The sequence below is a fragment of the Shewanella sp. SM20 genome, from assembly GCF_025654545.1.
Classification (GTDB): Bacteria; Pseudomonadota; Gammaproteobacteria; order Enterobacterales; family Shewanellaceae; genus Shewanella; species Shewanella oncorhynchi.
The window spans coordinates 12,695-39,216 of record NZ_JAKKRK010000035.1 but is presented as its reverse complement, the minus strand read 5'-3'; the positions used below and the strand labels follow the sequence as shown (position 1 = coordinate 39,216).

The window sequence follows — 26,522 nt, the reverse complement described above, 5'->3', positions numbered from 1 at the left end:
TAACAATTCCTCAGTGTCCGTGTAGTTTAGATAGCTTATAAAAACAACAATAGGCTATCGCTATGACTTTATCCTCTGTATCACCATCTGCTATTTCAAAATCAGCAATCCCAAAGGCATTTGGTTTTAAATCCTCTGCAAACAAAGCCATTTTTTCCAGGACCTTAATCGCTTCTGCTCTCGCCTTGAGCTTTATGGCCGCGGGTTTGAGTTCGGCGCAAGCGGCGACCAGTGCTATGCCTGATGCGGCTAAGTTGGCGGCGGGTGTGGAGCAAAAGGTGATCGACTGGCGTCGTGATTTGCATCAACACCCTGAGTTGTCTAACCGTGAGTTTCGCACCAGCAAGATTATTGAAAAACATCTGAAATCCTTAGGATTAGAAGTACAAACGGGTGTGGCGCATACGGGCGTGGTGGCCATTTTGAAAGGCGGGAAGCTGAAGGGCGGCAAGCCTGGTCCGTTGATTGCGATTCGAGCGGATATGGATGCACTGCCTGTGACTGAAGTGGTCGATGTGCCTTTTGCCTCTAAGGTGACAGACACTTATCGCGATCAAAAAGTGGGTGTGATGCATGCCTGTGGGCACGATACCCATGTGGCCATGTTGATGGGGGTGGCTGAAAACCTCGTGAAAGTGAAAGACAGCCTAGCGGGGGATGTGATGTTTATCTTCCAACCCGCTGAAGAAGGTGCACCGGAGGGTGAAGAGGGCGGTGCGGAATTGATGCTCAAAGAAGGGCTGTTTGCTCAGCGCAAACCCGAGCAAGTATTTGGTATGCATGTCACCTCGAGTATGCCGAGTGGCATGATTGGCCTGCGCAGTGGTCCAGCAATGGCGAGTGAAGACTCTTTTACTATCAAAGTGAAAGGCAGCCAAACCCACGGTTCACGACCTTGGAATGGGGTTGATCCTATTGTCGCTGCGGCACAAATTATCACTAACGTGCAAACGATCGTCAGCCGTCAGGTGGATATCACTAAAGCGCCGGCGGTGGTGAGTTTTGGTGCGGTAAATGGTGGCATTCGCTCTAACATTATTCCCGATGAAGTCGAGCTGATTGGCACGATTCGCACCTTCGACCAACCCATGCGCGCCGATATCAAAGTGCGTTTAGCGCAAATGGCACAGCTGTCGGCGAAAACCTTAGGGGCGACTGCGACTACTGAGATCCACCAAGGCTATCCTGTGGTGGTCAACAATCCCGAATTAGTCGCCAGCATGCGGCCCGTGCTCGCCAGTGTCGTGGGCGATAAGATGCTGATCGAACCCGGATTAATCACAGGTGCCGAAGACTTTGCTTACTATGCCTTAGAAACACCGGGGATGTTTTTCTTCCTCGGGGTGACGCCAAAAGGAACGAACCCTGAAACGGCGGCCAACAATCATTCGCCGGCATTTTATGTGGATGAAAGTGCGCTAAAAGTGGGCGTTGAGGCCATGACCAAAGTGGCGTTAACGGCACTCAAAGCCCAATAAGTGGCTAACGTATTATTCCGTAAGCGCTGCGGTATAACTTGAGCTTACAAAAAATTGGCGCGGGATAAGCTTCCTGCGCTTGATTTGTTAAACAATTTACCTCTATATGTGGATATTTACAGCAAGGAGCGAACAAGATGAAGCGCACGCTATCGGCTCTGGTGTTGGCCATGGGACTTTTGAACCCCCTAAGCCAAGCACAGGCCACCACGGCAGAAGACATTAAGAGTTTCACGCTAGATAACGGCATGAAAATCATGGTGCTAGAAGATGCCTCTATTCCCAATGCCAACATGTATTTATTTTGGAAGGTCGGTTCACGTAACGAAGTGCCCGGCATTACTGGTATTTCGCACTTTTTCGAACACATGATGTTCAACGGTTCGAAAAAGTACGGCCCAAAAATGTTCGACCGTACTATGGAAGCCGCCGGTGGCGCGAACAATGCGTATACCACTGAAGACATGACGGTTTATACCGATTGGTTCCCCGCCAATGCGCTCGAAACTATGTTCGATCTCGAGGCTGACCGCATCGCTAACTTAGATATCAACCAAGTCATGGTCGATAGCGAACGTGGCGTAGTGCAGTCGGAGCGTTCCACTGGCTTAGAAAACTCTAACTGGAATGCCCTCGAAGGCGAAATCAAAGGCGTGGCATTTTTAGCCCACCCTTATTCTTGGTCGGTGATCGGTCACGAGTCGGATATCGCCGCTTGGTCGCTGGAAGATTTAGTCCAGTACCATAAAACCTATTATGCGCCGAACAATGCCGTGGTCGTGATTGCCGGTGATGTAAAGCTTGCCCAAGTAAAAGCCTTGGCAGACAAGTACTTTGCGCCTATTCCGGCACAGACTCCGCCTAAAGCGATTCGCACTGTCGAACCTGAGCAAAAGGGTGAGCGTCGCACCTTTGTGCAAAAGGCATCGGTCAGCACACCTAACGTAATGCTGGCGTACCATATTCCGGCGGCAACCCATGCGGATTTTTATGCGCTGGACTTATTAAGCTCGATTCTAAGCCAAGGTAATAGCTCGCGTTTATATCAATCATTGGTTGATAAACAAGTGGCCTTAGAAGCGCAAACCTACATGCCGATGTCGGTCGATCCTAACCTCTTCTATGTGATGGGCGTTGCCACGCCTGAGGTGAAAGCCTCGACGCTGGAGCGTGCGTTGATTGAACAAATCGATGCGATTGCGACAACTGGCGTTACTCAGCAAGAATTGGATAAAGTTAAAAATATCAAGTTGATGGATTTTTATCGTTCTATGGAAACCATTAATGGTAAGGCTAATACCATAGGCACCTATGAGATGTATTTTGGTAGTTACGACAAGTTATTTAATGCACCTGAAGCCTATAACAAGGTGACGCCTGCGGATATTCAACGAGTTGCCCAAACCTACTTACGTAAATCGAATCGCACTGTGGCTGTGCTGGCGGCAACCGAGGAGTCTTCCCTATGAAATCGACAGCAGTGAAATCACTTAAGATGGCATCACTTGGGAAATCGTCTAAGTTAATGGCCGCATTAGCCCTAGGCACAAGTTTAGCCTTAGCGGGTTGTGCTACGACATCGGCACCAAAACGGGTCGATACTGGCAGCTTTGCGATGCCAAGTTACGATAAGTTTGTGTTAGATAACGGCTTAACTGTGTACTTAATGCCGCAGCGCGAAGTGCCGTTAATTACCTTAAATGCCGTGGTACGCGCCGGTGCAGTGAATGACACCACCGCAGGCGTGGCACAAATGACAGCAGAAGGCTTGCTGTTAGGTGCGGCGGGGAAATCTAAGGCGGATATCGAGCAGCAAGTGGATTTTCTCGGCGCAAGCTTAGTGGCCGAAGCGGATAAGGAAGGCAGTTATCTGAGTGCTGACTTTATGGCGAAGGACATTGACTTGATGCTGGGCTTATTTAGCGCGGCGATGTTAACGCCTGACTTTGATGCCGCCGAGTTTGATAAGCTCAAACAGCGCGCGATTGCTGGGCTGCAGCAGGATAAAGAAAGCCCGCGGGCGGTAATTGGTCGCTATTTTGATAAGCTCGTATTTGGTGCACATCCTTATGGTAATGCGGCTTCGGGTAACAGCGATTCGCTTGAACAAGTAACCGTGCCGCAACTGCGCGCCTTCCATAAGAGTTACTATCAACCTTCCAATACCGCGATAACTGTCGTGGGTGACTTTGATGTGGCGACGATGAAAGCCAAGCTGACGCAAGCCTTTGGTCAGTGGCAAGGCAGCGAAAAACTGGTACAACCTGATTTAAACCAAGGTTTGCCTCAGTTGACTGAGGCCAAAGTCTTGCTGGTGGATAAACCCGATGCAATCGAAACTACTTTTGTGATCGGGGGCTTAGGTATTAGTCGTGACAATCCAGACTATGTAGGTTTAACGGTAGTGAACACTATTCTAGGTGGTCGTTTTACCTCTTGGCTTAACGACGAGCTGCGGGTGAACGCAGGCTTAACCTATGGCGCACGCTCAGGTTTTAGCCCTTATACCGATTCGGGCGTATTCACAATCAGCACTTTCACTAAGACGGAAACCACTCAAGAAGCGATGGATTTAGCCTTAAAAACCTATGCACGTTTATGGGAAAAAGGTGTAGATCAAGCGACCTTAGATTCGGCTAAAGCCTACGTTAAGGGTCAGTTCCCGCCTCAGTTTGAAACCTCAGGTCAGCTGGCGGGATTGTTGTCTGGCATGTATCTATACGGCTTCGATGATAAGTTTATCAATGAGTTCCAAGCTAAGGTGGATGGTTTGACCTTAGAAGAAACCCAAAGGTTAGTGAAAACTTACTTCCCGCAAAAAGATCTGCAATTTGTGCTGATTGGCAATGCGGCTAAGATTGCACCTATTGCTGCTAAGTACGGCAAAGTGCAAACTGTCGATATTAAAGCCACGGGATTTGGCCAATAAGCTATCATTGCGAGGCTTGATTCAATAAAGAAAAGGTCTGCATAGTGCAGACCTTTTGCTTTTCTGTTCTAGGTTTAGCGTTTATTGTCCACCCGGCTTAGCATAATGGGTCATCCAATCCTTCACTTGGTTATACCAATAGATAGAGTTATTGGGTTTCATAACCCAATGGTTTTCATCGGGGAAATAAATCATCCGTGATTCCACATTGCGAGTTTGCAGGGTGCGGAACAGTTCAAACCCTTGCCCCACTGGTACCCGGTAGTCGAGCTGACCGTGGCTGACTAAGGTCGGAGTGTTAAAGTTAGCCGCAAAGTAATGCGGAGAAATGGCTTTATACAGTTCAGGATTATCCCAGTAGTTGCCAAATCGAGTGCTGTGGACGGCAAAATCCGACGCCATTTGTGAATACATGTCGTAAACCGCAGCGTGGATCAACAAGGCTTTAAAGGGATGTGGTTGACCTAAAATAATTGAGGTCAGATAACCACCGTAACTTGCACCACCCGCCACCATGCGGTCGCTGTCTATCCAGCTTTGTTGTTTAAACCAGTCGGCTGCCTTGAGCACATCTTCGAGGGATTTATTCTTCCAATCTGGGTTAATCGCATCGGCAAACGCTTGTCCGAAGCCGCTAGAACCATGGAAGTTTGGCCAAGCAGTGACATATCCCCAAGAGGCGAAGGTTTGTGCGTTCCAACGGTAATGGAAACCGTCGGTAATGGCGTTATGTGGCCCGCCGTGAACCAGCATAAAGAGGGGATATTTTTTACTGCGATCGAATCCGGGGGGATAGTGAACCCACATTTGAATATCTTGATCTTGATATCCCTTGTAGGTCACTGATTCGTAAGTGCCTAAATCAACATCTTTGAGAATATCGTCATTAAAATTCTCTAGGCGTACCGTCTTACCATTGCGGGGATTAATGCTGACCAAGCGCGCTGGGTGCAAAAAGCTCTCGTTGGTGGCAATCAGTTCACCGTCTTTACCTATGGCGGGTTGGCCAAAGTCAGTTGCCTCTGTAATAGCTTTGACTTTACCGTTTTTGGCATCGATATGATAAATGCGGTTAGTGGCGGCATCTTCGATGGTGGCATAAAAGCCTTTACTGTCGGGGGTCCAATTAAATTGGCTGACCGAACGATCCCACTCAGGTGTTAGCGTATTAAGTTTACGGCTATCGATATCCAGTAACATCAGCCTTGAAGTATCGGCATAGAAACCAGGGATTTTCTGACGGGTAAAAGCCAGCGTTTTGCCATTGGGGCTAAAGCTGGGATCAGCATCTGCGGCTTGATTTTCTGGGGTGATATTCTCTGCTTTACCACTGCCAATCGTCGCAAGGAAAATATCCAGTTTAGGGTCGATACGGTTGTCTGAGCCATAAGTACTGAAGGCAATTAAGCGTTCATTAGGCGAAATATCGTAACTTGAACTGCTTTGGCTCGAGCGTGGTAACTCATGGCCGAGTGCTTGCGTCACGGCTTCGACTTCGCCGCCCGAAGCGGGGAGCCTAAATACATGGGCTTGGCGACGTTCATCTAACCAGTGATCAAACTGAGCGTAGGGCAAAGCGTTCCACTGGCGAGCGGAGACCTTATTGTCTTCGTCGGCTTTTAGTTGGGTCTTCATCTCGTCCCATGTTTGATTTGGGAATATATTGCTGATGAAATACAAATGCTTGCCAACCCATTTAATACCATTTACGCCAGTAGGTATGTCGGTTAAGCGCTGCGCTTCACCCGGACCGTCCATAGGCAATAGGTAGATTTGGCCTGCGTCGTCTTCATTTCGCTCACTCACAAAGGCCAAGGTTTTGCCGTCGGGCGAAAACACGGGCTCACTTACCTTTAACCCTTTGACTGTAATAGCACGATTATTTTTACCTTCGCCATCAAAACGCCATAACTGGGTCGAACCTTTATCTTCCTTCAGATTATATTCTGTGACTGGCGCAATAATATGCTCACCAGAGGGCGATACGACTGGGCTACCAATACGCTTAAGTTGCCAGAGCAATTCCACCGAGAGCGGTTTGTGCTCCGCAAATGCTGAGCCGAATGGCATCAACAGACAGAGCAATAAGATTCCTGTCTTCTTCACTGTGAGTCTCCTTATCATACATATAGTTATAATGATTTTATTTGTGGTGCAGATTCGAGAGTATAGAAACCGAGCATGAAAGCAAACTGAGTGATAACTCATAGCGGGACGCTTTGTGTAAGCATCTGTGAATAGTTGTCGGCTAATTGTGATTTGTTGATGACAGAATTACAGGCTAATCTAGGGTGATATTTCGGCTGAGGACTAGGTAGATGCAGAATAAAATCAACCGATTAAGACTATTATGGGGAGTGGCAATTGCACTGAGTGCTGCTATTCCTCTGGCTGCGCACGCGGCTAGGGTAAGTTTTAGTGAGTTTTGCCCTCAGTTTACTGGTCAATGGGGAGGCGATGCCGCCAAAGTGGGGGAAGTGCCACGAAAAGTGACTGTCACCGGATTTTGCTCCCATGATAAGCGGCAGCTGTTATTGTCTGTGAGTGTTGGCACGCGTGCGCCCTATAGTGAAACCTGGTGGTTTAGGGAACAGGGCGAGCAAGTGTTGTTGACCTATTACGATGGCGTGTCCCAAGAGAAGCAGCAAGTCTTTAGCTTATATCGTCAAAATGGCGATTATTCTTTGCTGGGTGAGGGCGTGGTGACTGCCCGGTCTGCGTTAATTCAATTACTGTTTGAGGCAAAGGGGGCGGGTGCTCAAGCTAACGCATGGCAATGGACGCAGAATATTCAATATTTAGACGATGATGTTGATCGCTATCAGCTTTTTCGCGGGATAGAGATGACGCCAGTCGCGCCATCTCCTTAGTCGCTAATCCGATTTACCTTCAATAGCGCTTAAAGTGCGCCAGCAAAATCCAGTTGGCGCCATGCTTCATAGCTGATAATTGCCACCGCATTAGACAGATTCAAGCTACGGCTGGTGGCCGCCATGGGGATGCGTAGTCTCTGCTCAGTGGGGATGGATTCGATAATCGCCATCGGTAAACCTCGGGTTTCTGGGCCGAATAGCAGCACATCGTCTTTGGCAAAACTCAGCTCTGTATGCGGGCGACTCCCCTTAGTGGTGCAGGCCATAATGCGCTTGCCTGCCATGGCTTCGAGGAAAGCATCGAAGTCTTTATGGCGAGTCACATTGGTTAAGTCGGCATAGTCCAAACCCGCGCGGCGTAGCTTTTTCTCTTCTAGATCAAAACCTAATGGCTCAATCAAATGCAGCTGGCAGCCATTGTTTGCGCAAAGGCGAATGATATTACCTGTGTTAGGTGCGATTTCTGGCTCATAGAGTGCGATATGGAACATACTGGCCCGCCTGTAGAAAATGACGGCCGATTATACGGCAAACTGTGCCCAAGCGCAGTGTCTGTTGTGGGTGGATTTGGCTAAGTTCATGCAATAGAGGTTGTGATAGGTGGAATTGTTATCTCAAGGCTTGCCTGTTTTATTATCTCAAAGTAATATATCTCAACATCAAGATACTTTTTAAGAAGTCATTATGCCCTTTATTATTGCGTTACTCGCTCCTGTATTTTGGGGGACGACCTATGCGTTAGTGAGTCTCTACTTACATGACATGTCGCCCTACTGGGTAGCCGTGTGGCGTGCCTTGCCTGCGGGGATATTAATGCTGATGCTGCGTCCTCGTTTGCCAACTTTGGTTTGGTCAAAGCTTGGTTTGCTGGCTTTTTGTAATATCGGTGCCTTCTTCACTTTGCTATTTATCGGCGCGTATCGTTTGCCGGGCGCGGTGGCGGGAACCTTAGGGGCTACTCTGCCGCTCATCTTCTTAATACTGGCTTGGCTCATTGATAAAAAACGCCCAGGAATGAAGTGGTTATTATTAGGTTTGATGGGATTAGGTGGGGTCATTTTACTGCTTAACCCTTCGGCGGATCTCGATCCTATCGGCGTACTTTGCATGCTGAGTGCCACGACGTTAATTGCCTTTTCTTCTCGCTGGATGCAAAAGTGGGATGTGGGTGACTTTTTAGTGCTGACCGCGTGGCAGCTATTATTGGGCGGTTTGATGCTGATCCCACTGGCTTGGTTTATGGCAGGGCCACCGCAGCTACCGAGTATGACGCTTGTACCTTCACTGATATGGTTAGTGATTGCCAACACCGCCGTTGCCTATTGGGCTTGGCTGTGGTCTATGCGAAACTTAGGACCAGAAATCATGGGTATGGTCGCTTTAGTCAACCCTGTGGTTGCCGTATCATTAGGGGTCATGATTGTGGGGGAAACTTTAGACATGCGTCAGTGGGCGGGGATAGGTGTGATATTACTGTCGCTGTTATTGATGAAATTGCCACAGAATTTAAGGTTAAATCCATTTAAAAAAGTGCAACCCTAGTCATTATTTTGGGGTGAATGAGGCATAGATGCTAAAACGTTTGGATCTGAATTTACTGCCCGTACTCGAAATTCTACTTGAGGAGCAAAGCGTGACCGCCGCTGCTGCGCGGTTGCATTTGAGCCAGTCGGCGGTGAGTAAACAGCTCACACGTCTGAGGGAAGTGTTTGATGATCCTTTATTTGAGCGAACCGCCTACGGCCTAAAGCCGACGCCCAAGGCTTTATCACTCGCGCCTGAGTTGCGCCAATGCTTACAGCAATTGGCGCAATTTACTCGGCCGGACACCTTCGAACCCGCCTTGAGCCAACGACAGTTTAGAATGCATTTGGTCGAAACCACCTATTCACTGACCTTTCCCCATTTTATGCCCATGTTGCTCACCCAAGCGCCCGGTGTGAGTCTCAATTGCCAAACGTGGCGACTCGATACCATGGACAGATTACTGCGCTGCGACATCGACTTAGCCATAGGTTGTCGCGAGTGGGACGAGCGCTCGCGCATGCATGTGAATAATATTCCCGATGACTTATGCCATGTTGAGTTAGTGCAGGATTATCCAGTGTGTTTGATGCGTCGTGATCATCCGGCGTTAACACAAGAGTGGAATTTAGATATCTTCTTGAGTTATCGCCATCTGCAAGTGGCCTTTGGCGGTTTAGAGCATTGGTTGCTGGATGATGTGTTACAACTCGAGGGCCGTAAACGGGATATTGCCGTGAATATGACCGACTTTCAGAGTGCTCTCACCCTGTGTGAACAGAGCGATTTAATCCTCTGCGCACCTTCACGCTATGCCTTGGCTGTGATGAAGTCTTTTGAGCTTCAGTCTTTACCATCACCCATCAAGCTGATCCCCGGTGCGTATTTATTGATGTGGCACAAACACTTCGAACACGACTTGAGCCATAAATGGCTACGAGAGTTGATTATTAGCCAAGTGCGAGATAATAATTTATCATTATAAATTAATATCTTGTATCGTTTCCCTCCCTGTTTTTAATGGTTGATTTAAGTTCATCGTCCCAGTGGCATCTTGTTTTTTTGTAGGAAATATCTTAATTGGATTTTGACTACTGTAAATAATAGATAAGTAAATATAATGCCAGAGCACCACCTTTGCGAGTTGGTTAAATTTATAGCTATGGACCTCGGGGCTAAACTTCTCGAAGGTAATTTTCGAAGGCCTATAATTTATTTAGAAGAGATGGTTCTCTTTTTTATTACATAGGTTTAAGTTTTATTATGATTAAATAGGTTGAAACTTTGCTTGATATTCAATTTTTTGGTTTAACTTTATATTCAATTGGATTGTTTTTAGGTTCATTTATAGTGCTATTTCTGTCTGCTTGGATTGGGAAAAAAGTTATCGGTAGGAAGGGCGTTAGTAATAATGAGGGCGATGAAGATTTTAGAGTAATACTAGGAGCTACTTTATCTCTTCTTGGTTTAATTATTGGTTTTACGTTATCGATGTCAATAAGTGGCTTCAATAGTCGGCAGGCAGCGGAAGAGTATGAGGCTTTTGTTATTCGTACTGGTTTTATGCGAGCAGATTTATTGACTGAATCAAGCCGTGATTTAATGAAGGCCACACTACGAGAATATTTACAGCAACGAATTAATATTTATGATGCACAATCGCCTGAAGGTATTGATTTTATTAGGATGAAAGTGTTGGATTTGCAGAAAGTATTATGGGAAACAGCGGTGCATGAAACTACCCAGAAACAGACTCCTGTGACCTCATTAGTGATTGCCAGTATTAACGAAATTGTACTAGCTCAACAGAAAACCTTTGCTGGATGGCGTCATCAAATTCCATTAGCCGCTTGGATTTTATTGGTGGTTATTGCAATTAATTGCAATATATTGATTGGTTATAATGCAAGGAAAGTTAAAGGGAAGTTAGGTTTGTTATTTATATTACCTGCAATGATTTCATTATCATTCTTGATGATTGCTGAAATAGATGCTCCAGGGAAAGGTATTATAAAAGTGACACCTATTAATTTACAAGCTCTAGCTAACATGCTTAATAAAGAATTGTAAATTAGTTTTTATCAATTTAAATTCATATCGAATAGCATATTGTTGAGTGCAGGAGCACGATTATGATAATTATCTGTAAAATCTGCCTGACTAAAGTATTGGCTAAGTGCATTGAGCGCTTCTTTCACTTTTGCGGGCTGCTTATCTCGCGCCGACGTTACGCTATAAACACTGTAGGTATTGAGTGACCATTCGGGTAATAGGGTGACCAGTTGGCCGCTTTCGAGGTATTTGTGTACTTCAGGTTCGGGCAGGGCGGCAAATCCTAGACCATCGAGTGTGAGTTGAATTAACGCCTGCATATTGTTGACGCTAATTCGCTGGCTTGTCAGTTCAAAACACTCTTGGCTGAAGGCGTGGGTTAAGATATCGCCTTTAGCATAAGTGTGATAGATCCGATTTAATTCAGTTAATTCCTTTGGGTGGCTAAGGTTTTTATGCATTGGCAGATAATTAGGTGAGGCGCACAGTAACATACGCCAATCGGCTAAATGGCGGGCAATTAGGTTGGAATCCGATAAGGGGCCGATGCAAATCGCCAGATCGATACCGTCGTTGACTATATCTATCGGGCCATCTTGCAGCAGTAAATTCAAACTTATCTGTGGATGTGCTGCCAACAGGTAATTAAAAGGTTCGCTTAACAGGCCGCCGCCAAATCCTATAGGCGCGGCAATCTTTAATTCCCCTGATGGAATACCTTTCAAGTTATTAAGTTTCTGCTCTGTGCTTTCGACTATCGCTATGACCTTGCGGCAATTCTCATAGAACAAACTGCCCGCTTCGGTGAGTGTGAGGTTGCGGGTATTGCGGTGGAACAGGCTGATCCCCATGTCCATTTCGAGCTTGGTCACTTGCTGACTTACCGCCGACGAGCTGAGATTTAATTGCTGCGCTGCGGCACTCATTGAGCCCTTTTCTGCGATTGTCGCAAAAACGATCATCCCTTTGATCATGTTTTTATTCATTTTTAAGTAACTCTTACAAGTGAATACCTAAAGTCTAACTTGAGCTGATTGTAACATAGAGATACATTGCCGTATTGAAAATTGTTCTCATTTACAATCTTTGCTCAATGGAGACTTGTCGGTTATGTTGTTAAGTCGTAAGAAGTACCTCGCTCAAGTGATCACCGCTTTATGTTTGTTGCCCACAGTACCAGTAACTAATGCCCTTGCGGATACCGCGTCAGATAAAGAAAAGATGATGGAAAGAATCGTGGTGACTGCATCGGGATTTGAACAGCAAATTCGCGATGCGCCGGCTTCTATCAGCGTGATCACCCGTGAGGATCTGGATAACCGTTTCTACCGCGACTTAACCGATGCCATGTTAGAAGTGCCCGGCGTGGTGATTACGGGCGGTGCAGACCGTCAGGATATCAGTCTGCGGGGCATGGGTAGCCAATACACGTTAATTTTAGTGGATGGTAAACGCCAATCCTCGCGCGAGACACGGACCAACAGTGACGGCCCAGGCGTTGAAGGCGCTTGGACGCCACCATTGGCTGCTATCGATAGAATTGAGATCGTTCGTGGGCCTATGTCGTCACTTTATGGTTCGGATGCCATTGGTGGGGTAATTAACATTATCACTCGCAAAGTGCCAAACGAGTGGCAGGGTGAGGTGCGACTCGACAGCACTTTGCAGGAAAAGTCTGACTCGGGAAATGTGTATCAAGGCAACTTTTTCGTCAACGGTGGTTTGATCAAAGATCTGCTAGGGATGCAACTTTATGGTCAATATACCCAGCGTGAAGAAGATCAAATCTATGGTGGTTACCGAGGTCGCGATGCGACTAACTTGACCGCGAGGTTTGCGCTCACACCCAATGAAAATCACGATATCATGTTTGAAGTTGGTACTTCTAACCAAGAACTCGACAGCAGTTTAGGTAAAACCGTCACACCGTTAGCACCGGGCGAAGCCTGTGGTCGTCGCGGTTGCCCTGAATCTTCAACGACAGAATATGAAAACAGCACCTTCTCCCTTTCACATACAGGTCGTTGGGACTTTGGTACTTCGGATAGCTATATCAAGCATGAAGTGTTTGATAATAAATCCCGTAAGATGAAAATCACTAACACGGATGCGCAATCTAGCCTTATCACTACGTTAGGCCAAAGTCATACAGCGACCTTTGGCGCAGCATTCAACCATCAAGATCTCACCGACGAAACAGGTAACCAAGTGAGTGACTTAACTGATATTAGTCGCAAACAATGGTCGGTGTTTTCAGAGGATGAATGGCGCATTGTCGATAGCTTTGCTCTGACCATGGGGCTGCGTTTGGATGATGATGAAAACTTTGGTCATCATGTCAGTCCGCGCGTTTATGGCGTGTGGGGATTAACCGACAGCACCACCTTAAAGGGCGGTGTATCAACAGGGTTTAGGGCGCCGAGTTTACGCCAGACAGTGCCCGACTGGGGACAAGTTAGCCGCGGTGGCAACATGTACGGTAATCCAGATTTACAACCTGAAACTTCAGTTAACTATGAGTTAGGTTTGTATTCTGATCTGACCGAGAGCATTACCGCCAGCGCGGGTGTGTTCTATAACGAGTTTAATGACAAGATCACCCGTGTAGCTTGTCCTGCGACTCAATGTACCGATGGTCCAAATCAATTTGGTTCTAATCCGACGACTTATGTGAACGTCGACGAAGCTGTGACCCAAGGGATTGAACTGAGTATCGACTATCGCATTCGCTCGAACTTGAGTTTGACAGGTAACTATACCTATACGGATTCGGAGCAAAAGACAGGTGTTTATAAAGGTAGCCCATTGAATCAATTGCCTAAGCATTTGATCCAAGCGTCTTTCAACTACGAGCCTATTGATAATTTAAGCACTTGGTTGAGGGTGAACTACCGTGGCGAAGAGAGCCAACCGACGACAGGACCTTCATCGAGCAGTTTAATCGCCCCTTCTTATACTCTGCTGGATTTGGGGGCTAACTACCAGTTGAACGATAGCCTGAAATTTAGTGCGGGCATTTATAACGCCTTCGATAAGGAAATTACCCAAGAAGAATACGGTTATATCGAAGATGGCCGCCGTTACTGGTTAGGTATGACCTATAGTTTTTAAATTAAAAATAGCGAGTTATAAAGAAGCCAGCACTTAGCTGGCTTCTTTTTTGATTATTCAAAATTCGGTTTACGAATAAACAGGACGCTGAGATCTTGCTTTGGCGTGAACTGTTTTTGCTGGAACTCAAAGGTGAGTGGGTCAGTTTTTTTAAGCTCGCCATCAAAACACAAGCTAATGAGATCTGTGGGCTGGGATTTTTTTAGGGTGAGTTTGAAGTCCTTAATTGACCCTTGCCAGTTATTAGCTGTGACCAAAATATAGCTAAGATGGCTCCATTCGACGCCAATCTCCTGATCTTCACCGTCTTGTTTAACGATAAGGTTGCGCTTCCTAATGCCTTGCTTGGCGTTTTCATCTAAACAGGCCAGTTCAGTGTAAGTATCAATAATACTACTGGCAGTATCGGGGATGCCCGTTGAGATGCTTGGCGTGTAGCTATGGCTGATAGCGACAGATTGGCCCGCGGGAAAGGTTTGTTCCCACACAAAGTAATCACTTAGGGTAAAGGCGATTTGTTGGTTCTCATCCAACCATTGCTTGGGGAGTGCGGGTTTACCCTTGGGGACTTCGGCATATTCGGCAAAGTAAGCGACTTCATCTACACCCCAGCCAAGCTGTTTCAGCTTGGTTGAAATATCGGTTTTATCGGCGAGTTGGGCAACAAGCCTGTGCTGAGTTGGCTGGGTTTTGCCATTCACTTTAAGGGTGAAGTTATCAATGCTGCTGTGATCGGCTGAGCCAAAAAACATCGGTGGCATGGGGAAGGCGATGGGGACGATAAGATCCTGCGAACTGGTGTTGGTAAACACATAATCGACTCTGACTTCGGTCTCGCTGATGAAGAGGGACTCTTTATCCATACTGATATTAGGCTGATATTTCAAGGTAATAGAGCCATTAGCATCGCCAAAACTGCTATCGTTGGCAGAGGCAGTTTCTCCGTAGACGAGTAAAACTATAGCAAAAAGGGGTATGGCTAAGTGTGCTGACATGAACTTCTTAACTCTAGTTGGATGTTTTAGTATCAATGGGGAACGATTATTGCGCGCGGGCGAGGTCGATGGCCGCACTTATCGCATTTCGCGCTTGTGGGCTATTTTTCCAGCAAGTGGTGCGCAGCATGCTGGCGACTAAGTTAGCAATATCATCCACTTCGTGTTGGGCGAGTTGTTGCAGTGAGCTGATGCCAATTTCTTCGAAGCGTTTAATTACCGTCGGGCCAACGCCTTTGAGTGCTAATAAGGCTTGTTTTTCTTGTTCATTAAAACCCATAACGAATACTCCTTTATTGTTGGGATTGTGCTCAATTAATAGTACTGGGCAAGATTACCTTTAAACCGAGTTAACAAAAAGGCCCTCGAAGGGCCTGTTTAGTCTTTATGAATCAACAATCATCAATAAGTGTTACATATCACAGGGTTTGAGCGGTTTACGCAACTGGGCGCGCACGTTATCCATGCCTGAGTAAAACTCTTTCATCATCAATAGACCCATCATCTTACCGTTGTCGGTAACGATCAGATTGTCGGGATTGGTTGGGTCATTTTTGATAGCGCCAATCAGTTTCATCGAGGTCATTTCTTTAAATAAGGCGGTATCTAAATTGACGCCAAAGGTTTCGCGGAAATATTTACGCGATAAACGGCCGGAGAACATGCCCAGCAAAAAGCGATATTGCATCACGTCTTTTTTGCTGTAGTTCTTTTGTTGCTCGACACCCATTTGACCCGCTGCGATGCGTTCTTGGTACTTACGTAGTGAGAAAGTGTTCACATAAAGCGTGTCATTTAAGAAACTAAATGAGCCCGAACCTACCCCTAAGTATTCGTCGTAATCAATAACGTATTCGTCAAATCCTTCGTCATCGGTTTTACCAAATGCCCATGCAGACAATTGATTATATTGACCATTAAGACTGTTTAATATTTGGCGATATTGGTTTGCCATATCCGCTTGCGGCGCCGCTAATTTGCCTTTAACGCTCTTACGGGTTTGATGAGTGATCATCAGCGGATAGGTGGTAATTTGTCTTGGGTCTAAGCGCGATGCCATGTCGAGATCGTGTTGGATCACTTCATCGGTTTGGCCGCGGAAACCAAAAATCAGGTCGACGTTGATAATAGGGAACAACTCTTTGGCACCCATGATCTTGTCGAAGGTTTGCTGACCCGTGCCGAATTTATCGAGTCGGTCGGTCATTTTTAAAATATCGTCATTAAAGCTTTGCACGCCGATAGACATGCGATCCACTAAGCCTTTGAGCTGTTTAAAGCCTGGGCTGTCTAAATGCTGCGGATCGGACTCGCAGGAGACTTCTTTAATACTAGGAAATAGGGTTTTAGCGTGTTCTATGGTACGGGCTAATTCGTCTTCTAATACCGTGGTGGTACCACCACCAATGTACATAGATTCAAAGTCATAGCCGAGGGCCTTGACCATTTCCATCTCTTTACGTAATGAGATGAAGTAGGCACGCGCCTTGTCTTCTTTAAACATAAAACGGTGGAAGGTACAGTAAGAGCACAGGGTATGGCAGAAGGGAATATGTGCGTATAGCATATATTTTTTGCCTTCAACCGGTGCTGGCATCATTTCTGCGGAAAGGGTATCGAGGCGAAGATTCTTATCGACATAGTACTGCATGACCCGTTCCATCGAGCCGAGCATCCAGTTAGGGACGGTAATATTCGCTTGATAAGGCGTTGCGATAGCGCCGCTGAGCGTTTGAATAACTGATGACATAACGATTCCTATCTGAGAGTGCTAACCGTAAACACCGAAATTGCTTTAGGTAATTCACGACCACCTAGCGCAATAAGACTACCTCGTATGTAATTGTTAAAACGTGAACTGGTTATAAGTTACGGTTTCCTAACAAGGAAATCACGGGCTTTTTGTTAAGCAGATCATGTTTTAGCGATTGAGAATGCATTTTTATCATACATTTTTTAGCGAAATTTATTGTAGATTTGCGGGGTTAGCTTACCGCGTCAGTCTAAATGCTGAGATTGAAAATCACCATTCTAGGCATTTTGTTGCTGGCGGATTAGCGCTTGTCTATCCAAGGGGCGGCTGTCATCATCCGAGCGATAAAAATAACCTCTTGATGTAAAGGGCCCACTATGTTGGCAAAGGTAAACCGCTTCTTCCCGCTGTTGGCACTGATAGGCGCAATGACAGCTTATCTGATACCGAGTTGTTTTACTGAGCTTAAATCCGCCATAGTGCCGCTGTTGGTAATCATCATGCTATCTATGGGGCTCACTTTAGATCTTCAGGATTTTGCTAATGCCTTCAAACAGAAACGTGCTGTACTCACAGGACTCGTGCTGCAATTTTCGGTCATGCCGCTCAGCGCATTATTGATCAGCCTGTTATTAGGATTAGATAGGGAACTCACCATAGGCATGGTGTTAGTGGGCAGTGTTGCAGGTGGCACCGCCTCAAACGTGGTCTGTTATTTAGCGAAAGGCGACGTGGCTTTATCGATAACCATGACGGCACTATCAACCTTAGCGGGCGTGGTGTTAACACCATTGATTATTAAGCTGTTGATTGGGGAAATGTTCGATATACCCTTCGCCGATATGCTGCTGAGTTTAGTGAAAATTGTGCTGATCCCTGTCAGCGTTGGCGTGATTATCAATCATTTTTTTAAATCGCTGGTGGCTAAAGTCGCTCCTGCATTGCCACTGATTTCTATCTTGGCAATTGTGATGGCGATTACGATTATCGTGGCGTTAAATGCCAATCAGTTTGGTAAAGTTGGCCCGATTATTCTGCTTGCCGTGTTCTTGCATAATGGTCTTGGTCTCGCCTTAGGCTATTTCTGTTGCCGTTTATTAGGCTTTAACCACACAGTTTGTAAAACTATCTCTATCGAAGTTGGCCTACAAAACTCCGGTCTCGCCACTGCTTTATGTATTAAATTCTTTAGCCCCATTTCTGCCATTCCCAGCGCGATATTCTCGATATGGCATAATTTGTCTGGCGCCATGTTGGCGGGATATTGGGCGAGGGAATCGCAAGATTAATAAGATGTTGCTGTCGAAAATAGATAATTCCTGTGGCCTAGCAAGCGAGGCCACAGGCTTAAATTGCTGTGACTAATTAACCGGTAATGGGGTCTCGACAGGCATGAGTGTTAGCTGCAAGATATTTTCTTGCCGGCTTAATGCCAGTGGCAGTGTGTAGTTGGGAAAGCGTAATCCGAATACGGCACCTTGTTGTAACAAGTGATACAGCTGATCTGTCATGGTAATCGTTAAACTGGCGCAGCCATGTTCATCGACTCTGCCTTCTAGTGGTAAGGCGATTTTGTCAGCTAAGGTTAGATACGCCGCCATACGCCAGTGAGAGTTTTCTCCAATATTGTATGTGCTGCCATGCAGTTGGTTGTAGCCTAAACCACAGGCCTGCAAGTTTAATTGGTTTTTGGCCGCTGTTGACAGCGAAATAATCTGTTGTCGCTGCTGTGCCAGAAACTTACCCCACGCTAGCCGATGAATAACTGAGTCCAGTGAGGTGGGAACATACTGATCTTGCTGTTTTAGTGCATTAAAGCGGGCAATGCCCTGTTCCAATTTAGTGAGATCGTCTTCATATTCCAGTTGTGCCTTAAGCAGATTATATGCGGGCGTTTTAGCTTGTTCCATGCCCGCTAACGCTGCTTTCTCGTAGTATGCCAGTGCTTGCACTTTATCAGCTTCTGCGCCCAAACCGCGCTCTTCCATATTGCCTAAATGATAGTTAGCGATGGCAACTTGACGCTTAGCACCTTGTAAAAATGCGGCTTTCGCGCCGCTGTAGTCATTTTCATTTAACAGCAGAGCGCCGTAGTTTGTCCACGCCGTACCATCATCTGCTGCCATACCCAATTCCAGCCACTTTATGGCTTGCTGGCGTAACTGCGGGATGTCGAGGCTTTCTCTTTCGTTGCCGACACTTTGCATCGCCATTAAATAAGCACGCAGATACTCGCGTGAGGCATTATCCAGATAGAGGTTATCGGGCTGGAGTTCAAAGGCTTGCCCAAAGTAACTCCCCGCTTGCTGCGCCGCAGTGATTGCTTTCGCTAGATAGAACCTTGAGCTGGGATCTGCCGGGCTGTGTGCTCGTCCTAGGTTATATAAGGTCGGTAGTTTAAGACCCCGCGCCAGCGCTTCTTCTAACAAGGGGATGGCCTGCGTTTTGCTATCATTATCCAGCGCCATGCTGCCTAGATTATGGCTAGCACGGGCCGAGCCTAAGGCTCTGGCTTGTTCATAGTATTGGCTGGCGGTGGCATTGTCTTGCGTGACGCCACGGCCGAGATGGTAGGCTTTACCCAGTAAGAATAACGCCTCAGCATTGTTCTCTGCTGCTTGCTGCTGTGCTTGTTGCAAGAAAGCGTCGTATTGTTGTTGCTCAAATAGCTGTTCCAGCGCGGACTTTTCTGCAGTTGCTGCAAAGCTTACGGTCAACAGTAATAGGAGAGTAGCAATAGTGAATATCTTCATAACATCCTTGTCGTTAAGCGGGTACTTGTAAGCGGTAGTGCGAGTGAAGTTGGCTAACATAGTGGTTTGTTATGCTACAAGCAAGCCTTGCGGTTTACCACTGTGTTATGGACAGGCGGATGAATTGCAGCGGTAGCACTGCCGTGTGTTGGCGTTACATGGAAGCCGACGATAGCTAATCGTTTATTAGCTGAGTCCGAAGTTTTTTAGTGGTATTCAATATTGTGGGAGTGGGAGATGGGCAATACGTATCTTCATTCCTGAACCATAGGCTTCACGCTCTTATTATTGCTTTAGTACTGTTGGCACTGAATCAATTTAATCATTTTTTGATAAATAATTTTTCTAAAAATACAGTATTAATAATAGGTTAGTTTTCTTGGCTGCGATTTATATTGCAGGTGTGTGACTCGCTTTATATCTCATCTAAAAATCTGACAGCCCAATAATTTTTGTTGTTAGGCCGCAGATTTAAAAGCTTTTTTCAGGGAGCCTAAATCTAAAGCTTAAAATGCGAGACCACGCCGACGAGTTGTTCCTTCGTCGCGGCCAAAGAGGTTGCGCTATTGAGGGTGGCTTTACCGCTTTGATTCAGTTCATCGACCATTTCACGAATGGTCGTCAGATTACGGTTTATCTCTTCGGTTACAGCACTTTGCTCTTCTGCTGCGGTGGCGATTTGATTACTGAGCCCATTAATATCGAACACATAAGTGGTCAGGGTATCGAGATTTTCCGTTACCAGATTGGTGGTATCGGCGGCTTGTTGGCAACTGTGTTTAGTTTGCTCCATTGCGGTTACGGCGGCATTGGCACCAAGATAAAGTTGTTCCAGCATCTGGTTGATTTCTGCGGTACTTGCTTGCGTGCGCGCGGCCAGTGAGCGAACTTCATCGGCGACAACAGCAAAGCCTCTACCTTGTTCACCTGCACGGGCGGCTTCGATGGCTGCATTAAGCGCTAGCAGATTGGTTTGATCGGCAATTTCACCTATTACATTCAAAATCGCGGCGATATGACGGGTATTTTCGTTCATATCATTAATCGCATCAGCAGCGACATCGACTTTAGCGACCAAGGCAATCACAGTGTTGGCAGCTTGTTCAACGGCTTTCTTCGATTTATCCGCTTGCGCATTTGCTTGTTGAGTAAACTGGGCAGCAGATGCTGCATCACCTGCGACATTATGGGCCGTGGCGCTCATTTCAGTCATGGCTGTCACGACTTGGTCGGTTTCAACGGCGTGGATTTGCAGTGCATGATTATTGGCATTTGACTGTACATTCAATTGCCCAATTTGGTCGGACATATGATCCGAGGCTTGGGTAATTTCAGACATAATTTCACGTAGATTACCTATCACGCTGTCGAGATCTTCTGCGAGTGAGCAGAGCTCATTTTGTCCTTTAATATTTGTTTTATGAGTTAGGTCGCCATGGGCAAGACGTTCCATTACCCGTTTTATCTCATTGATTATGTGGACGAGTTGTTTACTCATAATGAGGGCGCTGAAGAGTGACGCTACAATCGCGAACAAGATCAATCCCAGTAGGATACTTTCTGTTGAGGTGACTTTATCTTCAGCTTGTTTGCCTAACTCATGATTTCGCTGAGTGATCAGCGCGACTAATTGGTTGATTTGATTACTGACCTTAGGCCCGAGCGCTGCACGCTCAGCGGTTAGCTCAGGTACTGCTCCAGTTTGTTTAGCGAGTGCCAGTTCTTCTTGGTAGAGACGAACATAATGTTCTGTTTGTGGTAAAAGAGTATGAATAGCTTGAGCATCAGTGCCCATGAAGTCGGTATTAAATTTGGTCAGTTGAGAGACAAGTTGTGCGACCTTATGTTGTTGATCGGCGATAGCTTTACCGTTGTGGACTAAGGTGGCTAAGCGCAGCTCAAAAAAGGATTCTCGTACTGTAGTGAAAGTTTCTGCGAGCTGAGTGTTGTCGACTAGGCTTTTACTGGTCTCACCGAGTTCGTTAAAACTGCGATAGCACGAAATACCTATGATGATCAGTAAGATACTTGTAAACACTGATGGCAATGCCGTCAATGTACTGGTTTTGGCATTTTTAAACATGGTGACCTTCTAGGATAAAAAGCAGCAATGCGTAATTTAATTACGCTATAGGTAATTTTAGCGTGCGCGTGAGTTAGCCAGCAAGAGAGTATTTTATGGAAATCTCTACTAAGATGCTGTTTTTAATTGAATTGTTTTATTGGTGTTGCATCTGGTTGGTTGCTAAGTTACGAAATGTTGTGTTTTTTAAATTCAATTTTTATCTATATGATTGTTTTTATTATTAAATAACTATGATGCATGCAATTTTTTTACAGTGATTTAGCATTTAAATTGGTCTTTGTGATCTCGTACTCAAATGCTACAAATGATTCAAAATGTAATTCAGACATATACTTAAAGCCGATGACTCATGCTGAAATAAAAGCCCCCGCCAGTAGTGATTGACGGGGGCTCTACGTTTGCTAGTGGCTAAGTATTTTTTGGAATACCTACAACTAGATTCCAGTCTTATTCTTTATATTTAAGCGTGCCGTTGGCTTTGATTTCATCAAACCATAGGTTGTGATGTTGGCTGGCCCAGTTTTCATCACAGTAGCCTGACACCATACATTCCATACCACCTTCTGACATCACAGTTGCCATGAAGATGTGTACGATAGAGAAAGCACAGATCACGATAGCGCTCACTGAATGCAGTACCAGTGCGATCAAGCTTAATGTACGGCTTGGCTCGAACAGGTTAGGGAAGAGTAATAACATGCCCGAGGCCGAAATCACTAATCCAAACAGGGCAAATGCCCAGAACCACATTTTCTCGCCCGCGTTAGCAAAACCTGCATCTGGGTGCTTACCTTTGAACGGACCAAAGTTAATGTAACCGCCTACTACCATGAACCACTTTACGTCGTACATTTTTGGCAGTTGGTTTTTCGCCCATAGGGTGGTCATCAATGCCCAACCTATCATGAAGGGAATCGCCATCACGTCATGGATTTGCTTCGCGCCATAGACGATTGCTTCCCAGATGCCTTCGCCCAACCAAGGTAGGAAGAAGAAGCGACCCGCCAGCAAGGTTAAGCCTGTTAAAATCAACAGTAAGCATGGAATCGCGCCTAACCAGTGGATTGAAACATCAAACTTAGACCAGCGATGCACTAACTTGCCTGAAAAACCATGGTGCAGCTTGGAGATGCCATTCACCTTGATAAATAGGACAAAGATAATGATCATACCGAATAGTGCTGCCATTAAGGCGGGCGCTAACCAGTCGCTACGCAGCTCCAATACCCGTAAATCATAGGTATTGATCGGCTGAGCATGAAACTCACTTTGGGAGGTAGTGTATCCCGTGGCACCATCCTTCAGTTGCGCCCAAATTTGGGCATCAGACTGTTGAACTTGATTCGCCAGTTCATCACCACCATTGGCTATACACACAGCACTAAATAACAGTGCTATGGCTAAACCTATGTGTTTGAACCATTTGTTCATCATACATCCTCTCTCACTTAGTCGCGCCCACCTAGATAGGCGCTAAGCTAAGTCTGTGAACAGATCCTGTTGACCTGAATTAATTCCAAGCCGCGTTTTTAGCACCACGATAAGCCACACGCTCACGGAAGATGCTTGAAACCACTTCGGCATCACCCGCTAACAGGGCTTTAGTCGCGCACAGTTCTGCACACATAGGCAGTTTGCCTTCGGCAATACGGTTTGAACCGTATTTTTGGCGTTCTGCATCTGAGTGGTTTTCTTCTGGGCCACCGGCACAGAAGGTACATTTATCCATCTTACCGCGGCTACCAAAGGCACCTTTTTTCGGGAACTGAGGTGCGCCAAATGGACAGGCGTACAGGCAGTAACCGCAACCAATACAGGCATCTTTGTCGTGTAGCACTATGCCGTCGTCGGTTCTGTAGAAGCAGTTTGCTGGGCAAACCGCCATACAAGGTGCATCTGAGCAATGCATACAGGCGACAGAGATTGAGGCTTCACCACGTTGACCATCGTTGATTGTCACTACGCGGCGGCGTTGGATCCCCCACTCGAGAGCGGAGTCGTTTTCGTTTTTACAGGCAGTGACACAACCGTTACATTCGATGCAGCGCTTGGTATCACACAAAAATTTCATTGTAGCCATAATGGCAATTCTCCTAGCTTAAGCTGCACTTACGCTTTAACAATCTGACAGAGTGATGCCTTGGTTTCCTGCATTTGTGTCACAGGGTCATAACCATAGGTCAGCGCAGTGTTACAAGATTCACCAATAACGTAAGGCACTGTTCCCTCTGGATAATTAGGCGCTAAACTTTCTCCGTGCATCACACCCGCAAAGTGGTATGGCATAAAGGTAACGCCGGGTTTTACCCTTGGGGTAACCATGGCTTGTACCTTAATACGGCCACCTTCGGCGCCTTCTAACCAGACATCGTCACCGTTACGAATGCCGCGATCGGCAGCGTCGGCAGGGCTTATCTCAACGAACATTTCCTGTTGAAGTTCAGCCAGCCAAGGGTTGGAGCGAGATTCTTCACCACCACCTTCGTATTCAACCAGACGACCCGATGTCAGTACCAGCGGGTACTTGCCGCTCATGTCTTTGTCTTGGATAGACTTATACAGCGTAGGGAGACGGTGTACTTGCATGTCGTCATAGGTTGGGTATTTTGCCACTAAGTCACGACGTGCTGTGTATAACGGTTCACGGTGTACAGGGACTTGATCAGGGAAAGTCCAAACAATACAACGAGCTTTAGCATTACCAAAGGGGATACAACCGTGCTTGATCGCCACGCGCACTATGCCGCCTGACAAATCTGTTTTCCAGTTTTTACCTTCGGCTTCCGCTTTTTCTTCTGCCGTCAGATCATCCCACCAACCCAATTGTTTGAGCATATCGGCAGTAAATTCTGGGTAACCGTCTTGAATTTCAGCGCCTTTAGAATAAGTGCCATCGGCTAAAATGCTTTGACCCTTATATTCAACACCGTAACGGGCACGGAAGTTACCACCGCCGTCTTTAACGTGTTTGGCTTGGTTATAGAGGATCTGAGTGCCAGGGTGTTTAGCCTCTGGCGTGCCCCAACATGGCCAAGGTAAACCGTAGGTTTCGCCTTTAGCTGGGCCGCCTGCGGCTTCCAACGTCTTGTTGCTGAAAGTGCCCCAGTTTTGGGTGTGTAACTTGATACGCTCAGGGCTTTGACCTGTCATACCGATAGTCCACATACCGCGGTTGATTTCACGGGTGATTTCTTCAATCACAGGTAAACCATTTTCAATCGCGATGCGTTTAGTGTACTGCTCGGCAATACCCAGTTTTTGGGCTAAACGGTACATGATTTCGATGTCGGTTTTAGACTCGAACAGTGGCTCGATGACTTGCTCACGCCACTGGATAGAACGGCCTGAGTTAGATACTGAACCGTGAGTCTCAAACTGAGTTGCCGCAGGCAGCAGATATACGCCATTCTTACGACGGTGCATAACACCTGCCATCGTTGGGAATGGATCGACAACGACGACTGTATCCATCTTGTCTAAGGCATCACGCACTTCACGTTGACGGGTTTCAGTGTTGACAGATTGTCCCCAGAAAAACGCCATACGGATATTATCTTTTTGCGCTAACTTACTCTTATCTTCTAACACGCCATCGTGCCAGCGCGAGCAAGGAATACCTGGCGTAGTCATTGGATCTTTACCTAAGTAGGCGGTTTGATCGAAACGACCTTTCACCCATGCCATGTCCAGATCCCAAACATGGGTCCAGTGACTCCATGCTGCTGAGGTCAAACCGTAGTAACCGGGTAAGTTATCAAATAACAAACCTAAGTCAGTTGCGCCTTGTACGTTATCGTGGCCACGGAAAATGTTAGTGCCGCCGCCTGAAACGCCCATGTTGCCCAGTGCTAATTGCAGAATACAATAAGCGCGAGTGTTGGCATTACCAACGTGGTGTTGAGTTCCACCCATACACCAAATCACAGTGCCAGGACGGTTATCAGCCATTAATTTAGCCGCTTGATAAACCTCGGCTTCGCTCACACCAGTGATGTTTTCGACTTCTTTAGGTGGGAATTTCTTCACTTCAGCACGGATACTTTCCATCTCGAAAACGCGGTGCTTGATAAAGGTTTTATCTTCCCAACCATTTTCAAAAATGTGCCATAACATACCGTAAATAAACGGAATATCAGTGCCTGGGCGAATTGCACAATGCAAGTCTGAATGCGCTGCAGTGCGAGAGAAACGTGGGTCAACGACGATGATTTTGGCGTTGTTTCTTTCTTTAGCGATCAGAATATGTTGCATCGAAACGGGATGCGCTTCTGCTGGGTTTGCCCCGATCAGGAAGATGGCATGAGCATTCTGGATATCGTTGAAAGAGTTCGTTTGCGCACCGTAGCCCCAAGTGTTAGCAACACCGGCTACCGTGGTAGAGTGACAAATACGAGCTGAATGGTCGACGTTGTTTGTGCCCCACATCGCCGCTAACTTGCGGTACATGTAACAACCTTCGTTAGAAAACTTAGCGCTACCCATGAAGTACACTGAGTCTGGGCCAGATTCTTTACGAATGTTGAGCATTTGGTCGCCCACTTCGTTAATAGCATCTTCCCAAGAGATTTTTTTCCACTTGCCATCAACCAATTTCATTGGATATTTCAGGCGTTTTTCACCATGACCATGCTCACGCAGTGCAGCACCTTTCGCGCAGTGACCACCAGCGTTGAATGGATGGTCGAATGCGGGTTCTTGGCCCGTCCACACACCATTTTGTACTTCGGCATACAGGCCACAACCGACGGCGCAGGCACTACAAATAGTACGTTTGATTTCGATTGGCGCATCATGCGGCACTTCTTTGGCTTCGACACGACGCATCATGCCTGTGCCCATCAGAGATGCTGCGGCAATACCACCAGTAGCGATACCTGCGTGCTTCATAAATTGACGACGGCTGATGCCTAACGCCGGTTTGTCTGCCACTGTGGCAACATTGGACTTGCGAGTTAACTTCATCGCTGA

At 46.5% G+C, this 26,522-nt stretch carries 20 protein-coding genes; 9 read left to right on the top strand and 11 right to left on the bottom strand.

The genetic code is table 11. The annotated features are described in order from the left end of the window. Positions 1 to 62 precede the first annotated feature (62 nt). The 3 genes from L5M18_RS15040 (at position 63) to L5M18_RS15030 (ending at position 4,407) form a co-directional block, all read left to right on the top strand. Positions 63 to 1,478 carry an amidohydrolase gene (locus tag L5M18_RS15040; RefSeq protein ID WP_263197558.1) on the top strand — a complete coding sequence of 472 codons (1,416 nt, stop codon included), beginning with the start codon at positions 63 to 65 and terminating at the stop codon, positions 1,476 to 1,478. 137 nt (positions 1,479 to 1,615) lie between these two features. After that, entirely contained in the window at positions 1,616 to 2,947 is a 1,332-nt protein-coding gene (locus tag L5M18_RS15035; RefSeq protein ID WP_263197557.1) for a M16 family metallopeptidase, read from the top strand. Beyond that, complete coding sequence (locus tag L5M18_RS15030) at positions 2,944 to 4,407, top strand: M16 family metallopeptidase (protein ID WP_263197555.1); 1,464 nt, start codon at positions 2,944 to 2,946, stop codon at positions 4,405 to 4,407. Before L5M18_RS15035 ends, L5M18_RS15030 begins: the two co-directional genes overlap by 4 nt. Positions 4,408 to 4,488: 81 nt before the next feature. Here the strand turns inward: L5M18_RS15030 and L5M18_RS15025 are convergent, their stop codons facing one another. Continuing rightward, complete coding sequence (locus tag L5M18_RS15025) at positions 4,489 to 6,513, bottom strand: alpha/beta hydrolase family protein (RefSeq protein WP_263197554.1); 2,025 nt, start codon at positions 6,511 to 6,513, stop codon at positions 4,489 to 4,491. A 212-nt stretch (positions 6,514 to 6,725) separates the two neighbouring features. Between L5M18_RS15025 and L5M18_RS15020 the strand changes: the two genes are divergently transcribed. Continuing rightward, a complete protein-coding gene (locus L5M18_RS15020) occupies positions 6,726 to 7,277 on the top strand; it encodes a hypothetical protein (RefSeq protein WP_263197552.1) in 552 nt (183 codons plus the stop codon). 29 nt (positions 7,278 to 7,306) lie between these two features. On the opposite strand, the gene trmL is transcribed toward L5M18_RS15020, so the two are convergent. Then, a complete protein-coding gene (trmL, locus tag L5M18_RS15015; protein ID WP_006079682.1) occupies positions 7,307 to 7,771 on the bottom strand; it encodes a tRNA (uridine(34)/cytosine(34)/5-carboxymethylaminomethyluridine(34)-2'-O)-methyltransferase TrmL in 465 nt (154 codons plus the stop codon). A gap of 193 nt (positions 7,772 to 7,964) precedes the next feature. Here trmL and L5M18_RS15010 point away from each other — a divergent pair, with 193 nt between their 5' ends. The 3 genes from L5M18_RS15010 (at position 7,965) to L5M18_RS15000 (ending at position 10,874) form a co-directional block, all read left to right on the top strand. Further along, the gene (locus L5M18_RS15010; RefSeq protein WP_263197551.1) at positions 7,965 to 8,822 is read left to right on the top strand and encodes a DMT family transporter; all 858 of its coding nucleotides are present in this window, start codon (positions 7,965 to 7,967) and stop codon (positions 8,820 to 8,822) included. Between the two features lie 28 nt (positions 8,823 to 8,850). Then, positions 8,851 to 9,789, top strand: coding sequence for a LysR family transcriptional regulator (locus L5M18_RS15005; RefSeq protein WP_263197549.1), 939 nt, complete (start codon positions 8,851 to 8,853; stop codon positions 9,787 to 9,789). Positions 9,790 to 10,088: 299 nt separating this feature from the next. Then, positions 10,089 to 10,874 (top strand): hypothetical protein, encoded by a 786-nt coding sequence (locus tag L5M18_RS15000; protein WP_173248138.1) that lies wholly within the window; start codon positions 10,089 to 10,091, stop codon positions 10,872 to 10,874. An 11-nt stretch (positions 10,875 to 10,885) separates the two neighbouring features. Here the strand turns inward: L5M18_RS15000 and L5M18_RS14995 are convergent, their stop codons facing one another. After that, a complete protein-coding gene (locus L5M18_RS14995) occupies positions 10,886 to 11,842 on the bottom strand; it encodes a LysR family transcriptional regulator (protein WP_263197548.1) in 957 nt (318 codons plus the stop codon). 124 nt (positions 11,843 to 11,966) lie between these two features. On the opposite strand from L5M18_RS14995, the gene L5M18_RS14990 reads away from it, so the two are divergent. Further along, positions 11,967 to 13,967: a ligand-gated channel protein gene (locus tag L5M18_RS14990; RefSeq protein ID WP_263197547.1), complete on the top strand. Its 2,001-nt coding sequence runs from the start codon at positions 11,967 to 11,969 to the stop codon at positions 13,965 to 13,967. Positions 13,968 to 14,020: 53 nt separating this feature from the next. Here the strand turns inward: L5M18_RS14990 and L5M18_RS14985 are convergent, their stop codons facing one another. The 3 genes from L5M18_RS14985 to L5M18_RS14975 form a co-directional block, all read right to left on the bottom strand. Next, positions 14,021 to 14,962, bottom strand: a complete 942-nt coding sequence (locus L5M18_RS14985; RefSeq protein WP_263197545.1) for a DUF4424 domain-containing protein — start codon at positions 14,960 to 14,962, stop codon at positions 14,021 to 14,023. 46 nt (positions 14,963 to 15,008) lie between these two features. Continuing rightward, a complete protein-coding gene (locus L5M18_RS14980) occupies positions 15,009 to 15,242 on the bottom strand; it encodes a hypothetical protein (RefSeq protein WP_011787794.1) in 234 nt (77 codons plus the stop codon). Between the two features lie 132 nt (positions 15,243 to 15,374). Beyond that, positions 15,375 to 16,712 (bottom strand): coproporphyrinogen III oxidase family protein, encoded by a 1,338-nt coding sequence (locus tag L5M18_RS14975; RefSeq protein ID WP_263197543.1) that lies wholly within the window; start codon positions 16,710 to 16,712, stop codon positions 15,375 to 15,377. Between the two features lie 380 nt (positions 16,713 to 17,092). Here L5M18_RS14975 and L5M18_RS14970 point away from each other — a divergent pair, with 380 nt between their 5' ends. Continuing rightward, positions 17,093 to 18,004 (top strand): bile acid:sodium symporter family protein, encoded by a 912-nt coding sequence (locus L5M18_RS14970; RefSeq protein ID WP_263197541.1) that lies wholly within the window; start codon positions 17,093 to 17,095, stop codon positions 18,002 to 18,004. Between the two features lie 72 nt (positions 18,005 to 18,076). On the opposite strand, the gene L5M18_RS14965 is transcribed toward L5M18_RS14970, so the two are convergent. The 5 genes from L5M18_RS14965 to L5M18_RS14945 all read right to left on the bottom strand — a co-directional run bounded on the left by L5M18_RS14965 (position 18,077) and on the right by L5M18_RS14945 (position 26,516). Beyond that, positions 18,077 to 19,468: a tetratricopeptide repeat protein gene (locus L5M18_RS14965; RefSeq protein WP_263197540.1), complete on the bottom strand. Its 1,392-nt coding sequence runs from the start codon at positions 19,466 to 19,468 to the stop codon at positions 18,077 to 18,079. Positions 19,469 to 19,967: 499 nt separating this feature from the next. Continuing rightward, positions 19,968 to 21,551: a methyl-accepting chemotaxis protein gene (locus tag L5M18_RS14960; protein ID WP_263143244.1), complete on the bottom strand. Its 1,584-nt coding sequence runs from the start codon at positions 21,549 to 21,551 to the stop codon at positions 19,968 to 19,970. 450 nt (positions 21,552 to 22,001) lie between these two features. Next, positions 22,002 to 22,985: a formate dehydrogenase subunit gamma gene (locus tag L5M18_RS14955; RefSeq protein ID WP_263197578.1), complete on the bottom strand. Its 984-nt coding sequence runs from the start codon at positions 22,983 to 22,985 to the stop codon at positions 22,002 to 22,004. A gap of 79 nt (positions 22,986 to 23,064) precedes the next feature. Further along, positions 23,065 to 23,634 carry a formate dehydrogenase FDH3 subunit beta gene (gene fdh3B, locus L5M18_RS14950; protein ID WP_105250558.1) on the bottom strand — a complete coding sequence of 190 codons (570 nt, stop codon included), beginning with the start codon at positions 23,632 to 23,634 and terminating at the stop codon, positions 23,065 to 23,067. A gap of 29 nt (positions 23,635 to 23,663) precedes the next feature. After that, positions 23,664 to 26,516: a molybdopterin-dependent oxidoreductase gene (locus L5M18_RS14945; protein WP_263197539.1), complete on the bottom strand. Its 2,853-nt coding sequence runs from the start codon at positions 26,514 to 26,516 to the stop codon at positions 23,664 to 23,666. Between the last annotated feature and the right edge of the window lie 6 nt (positions 26,517 to 26,522).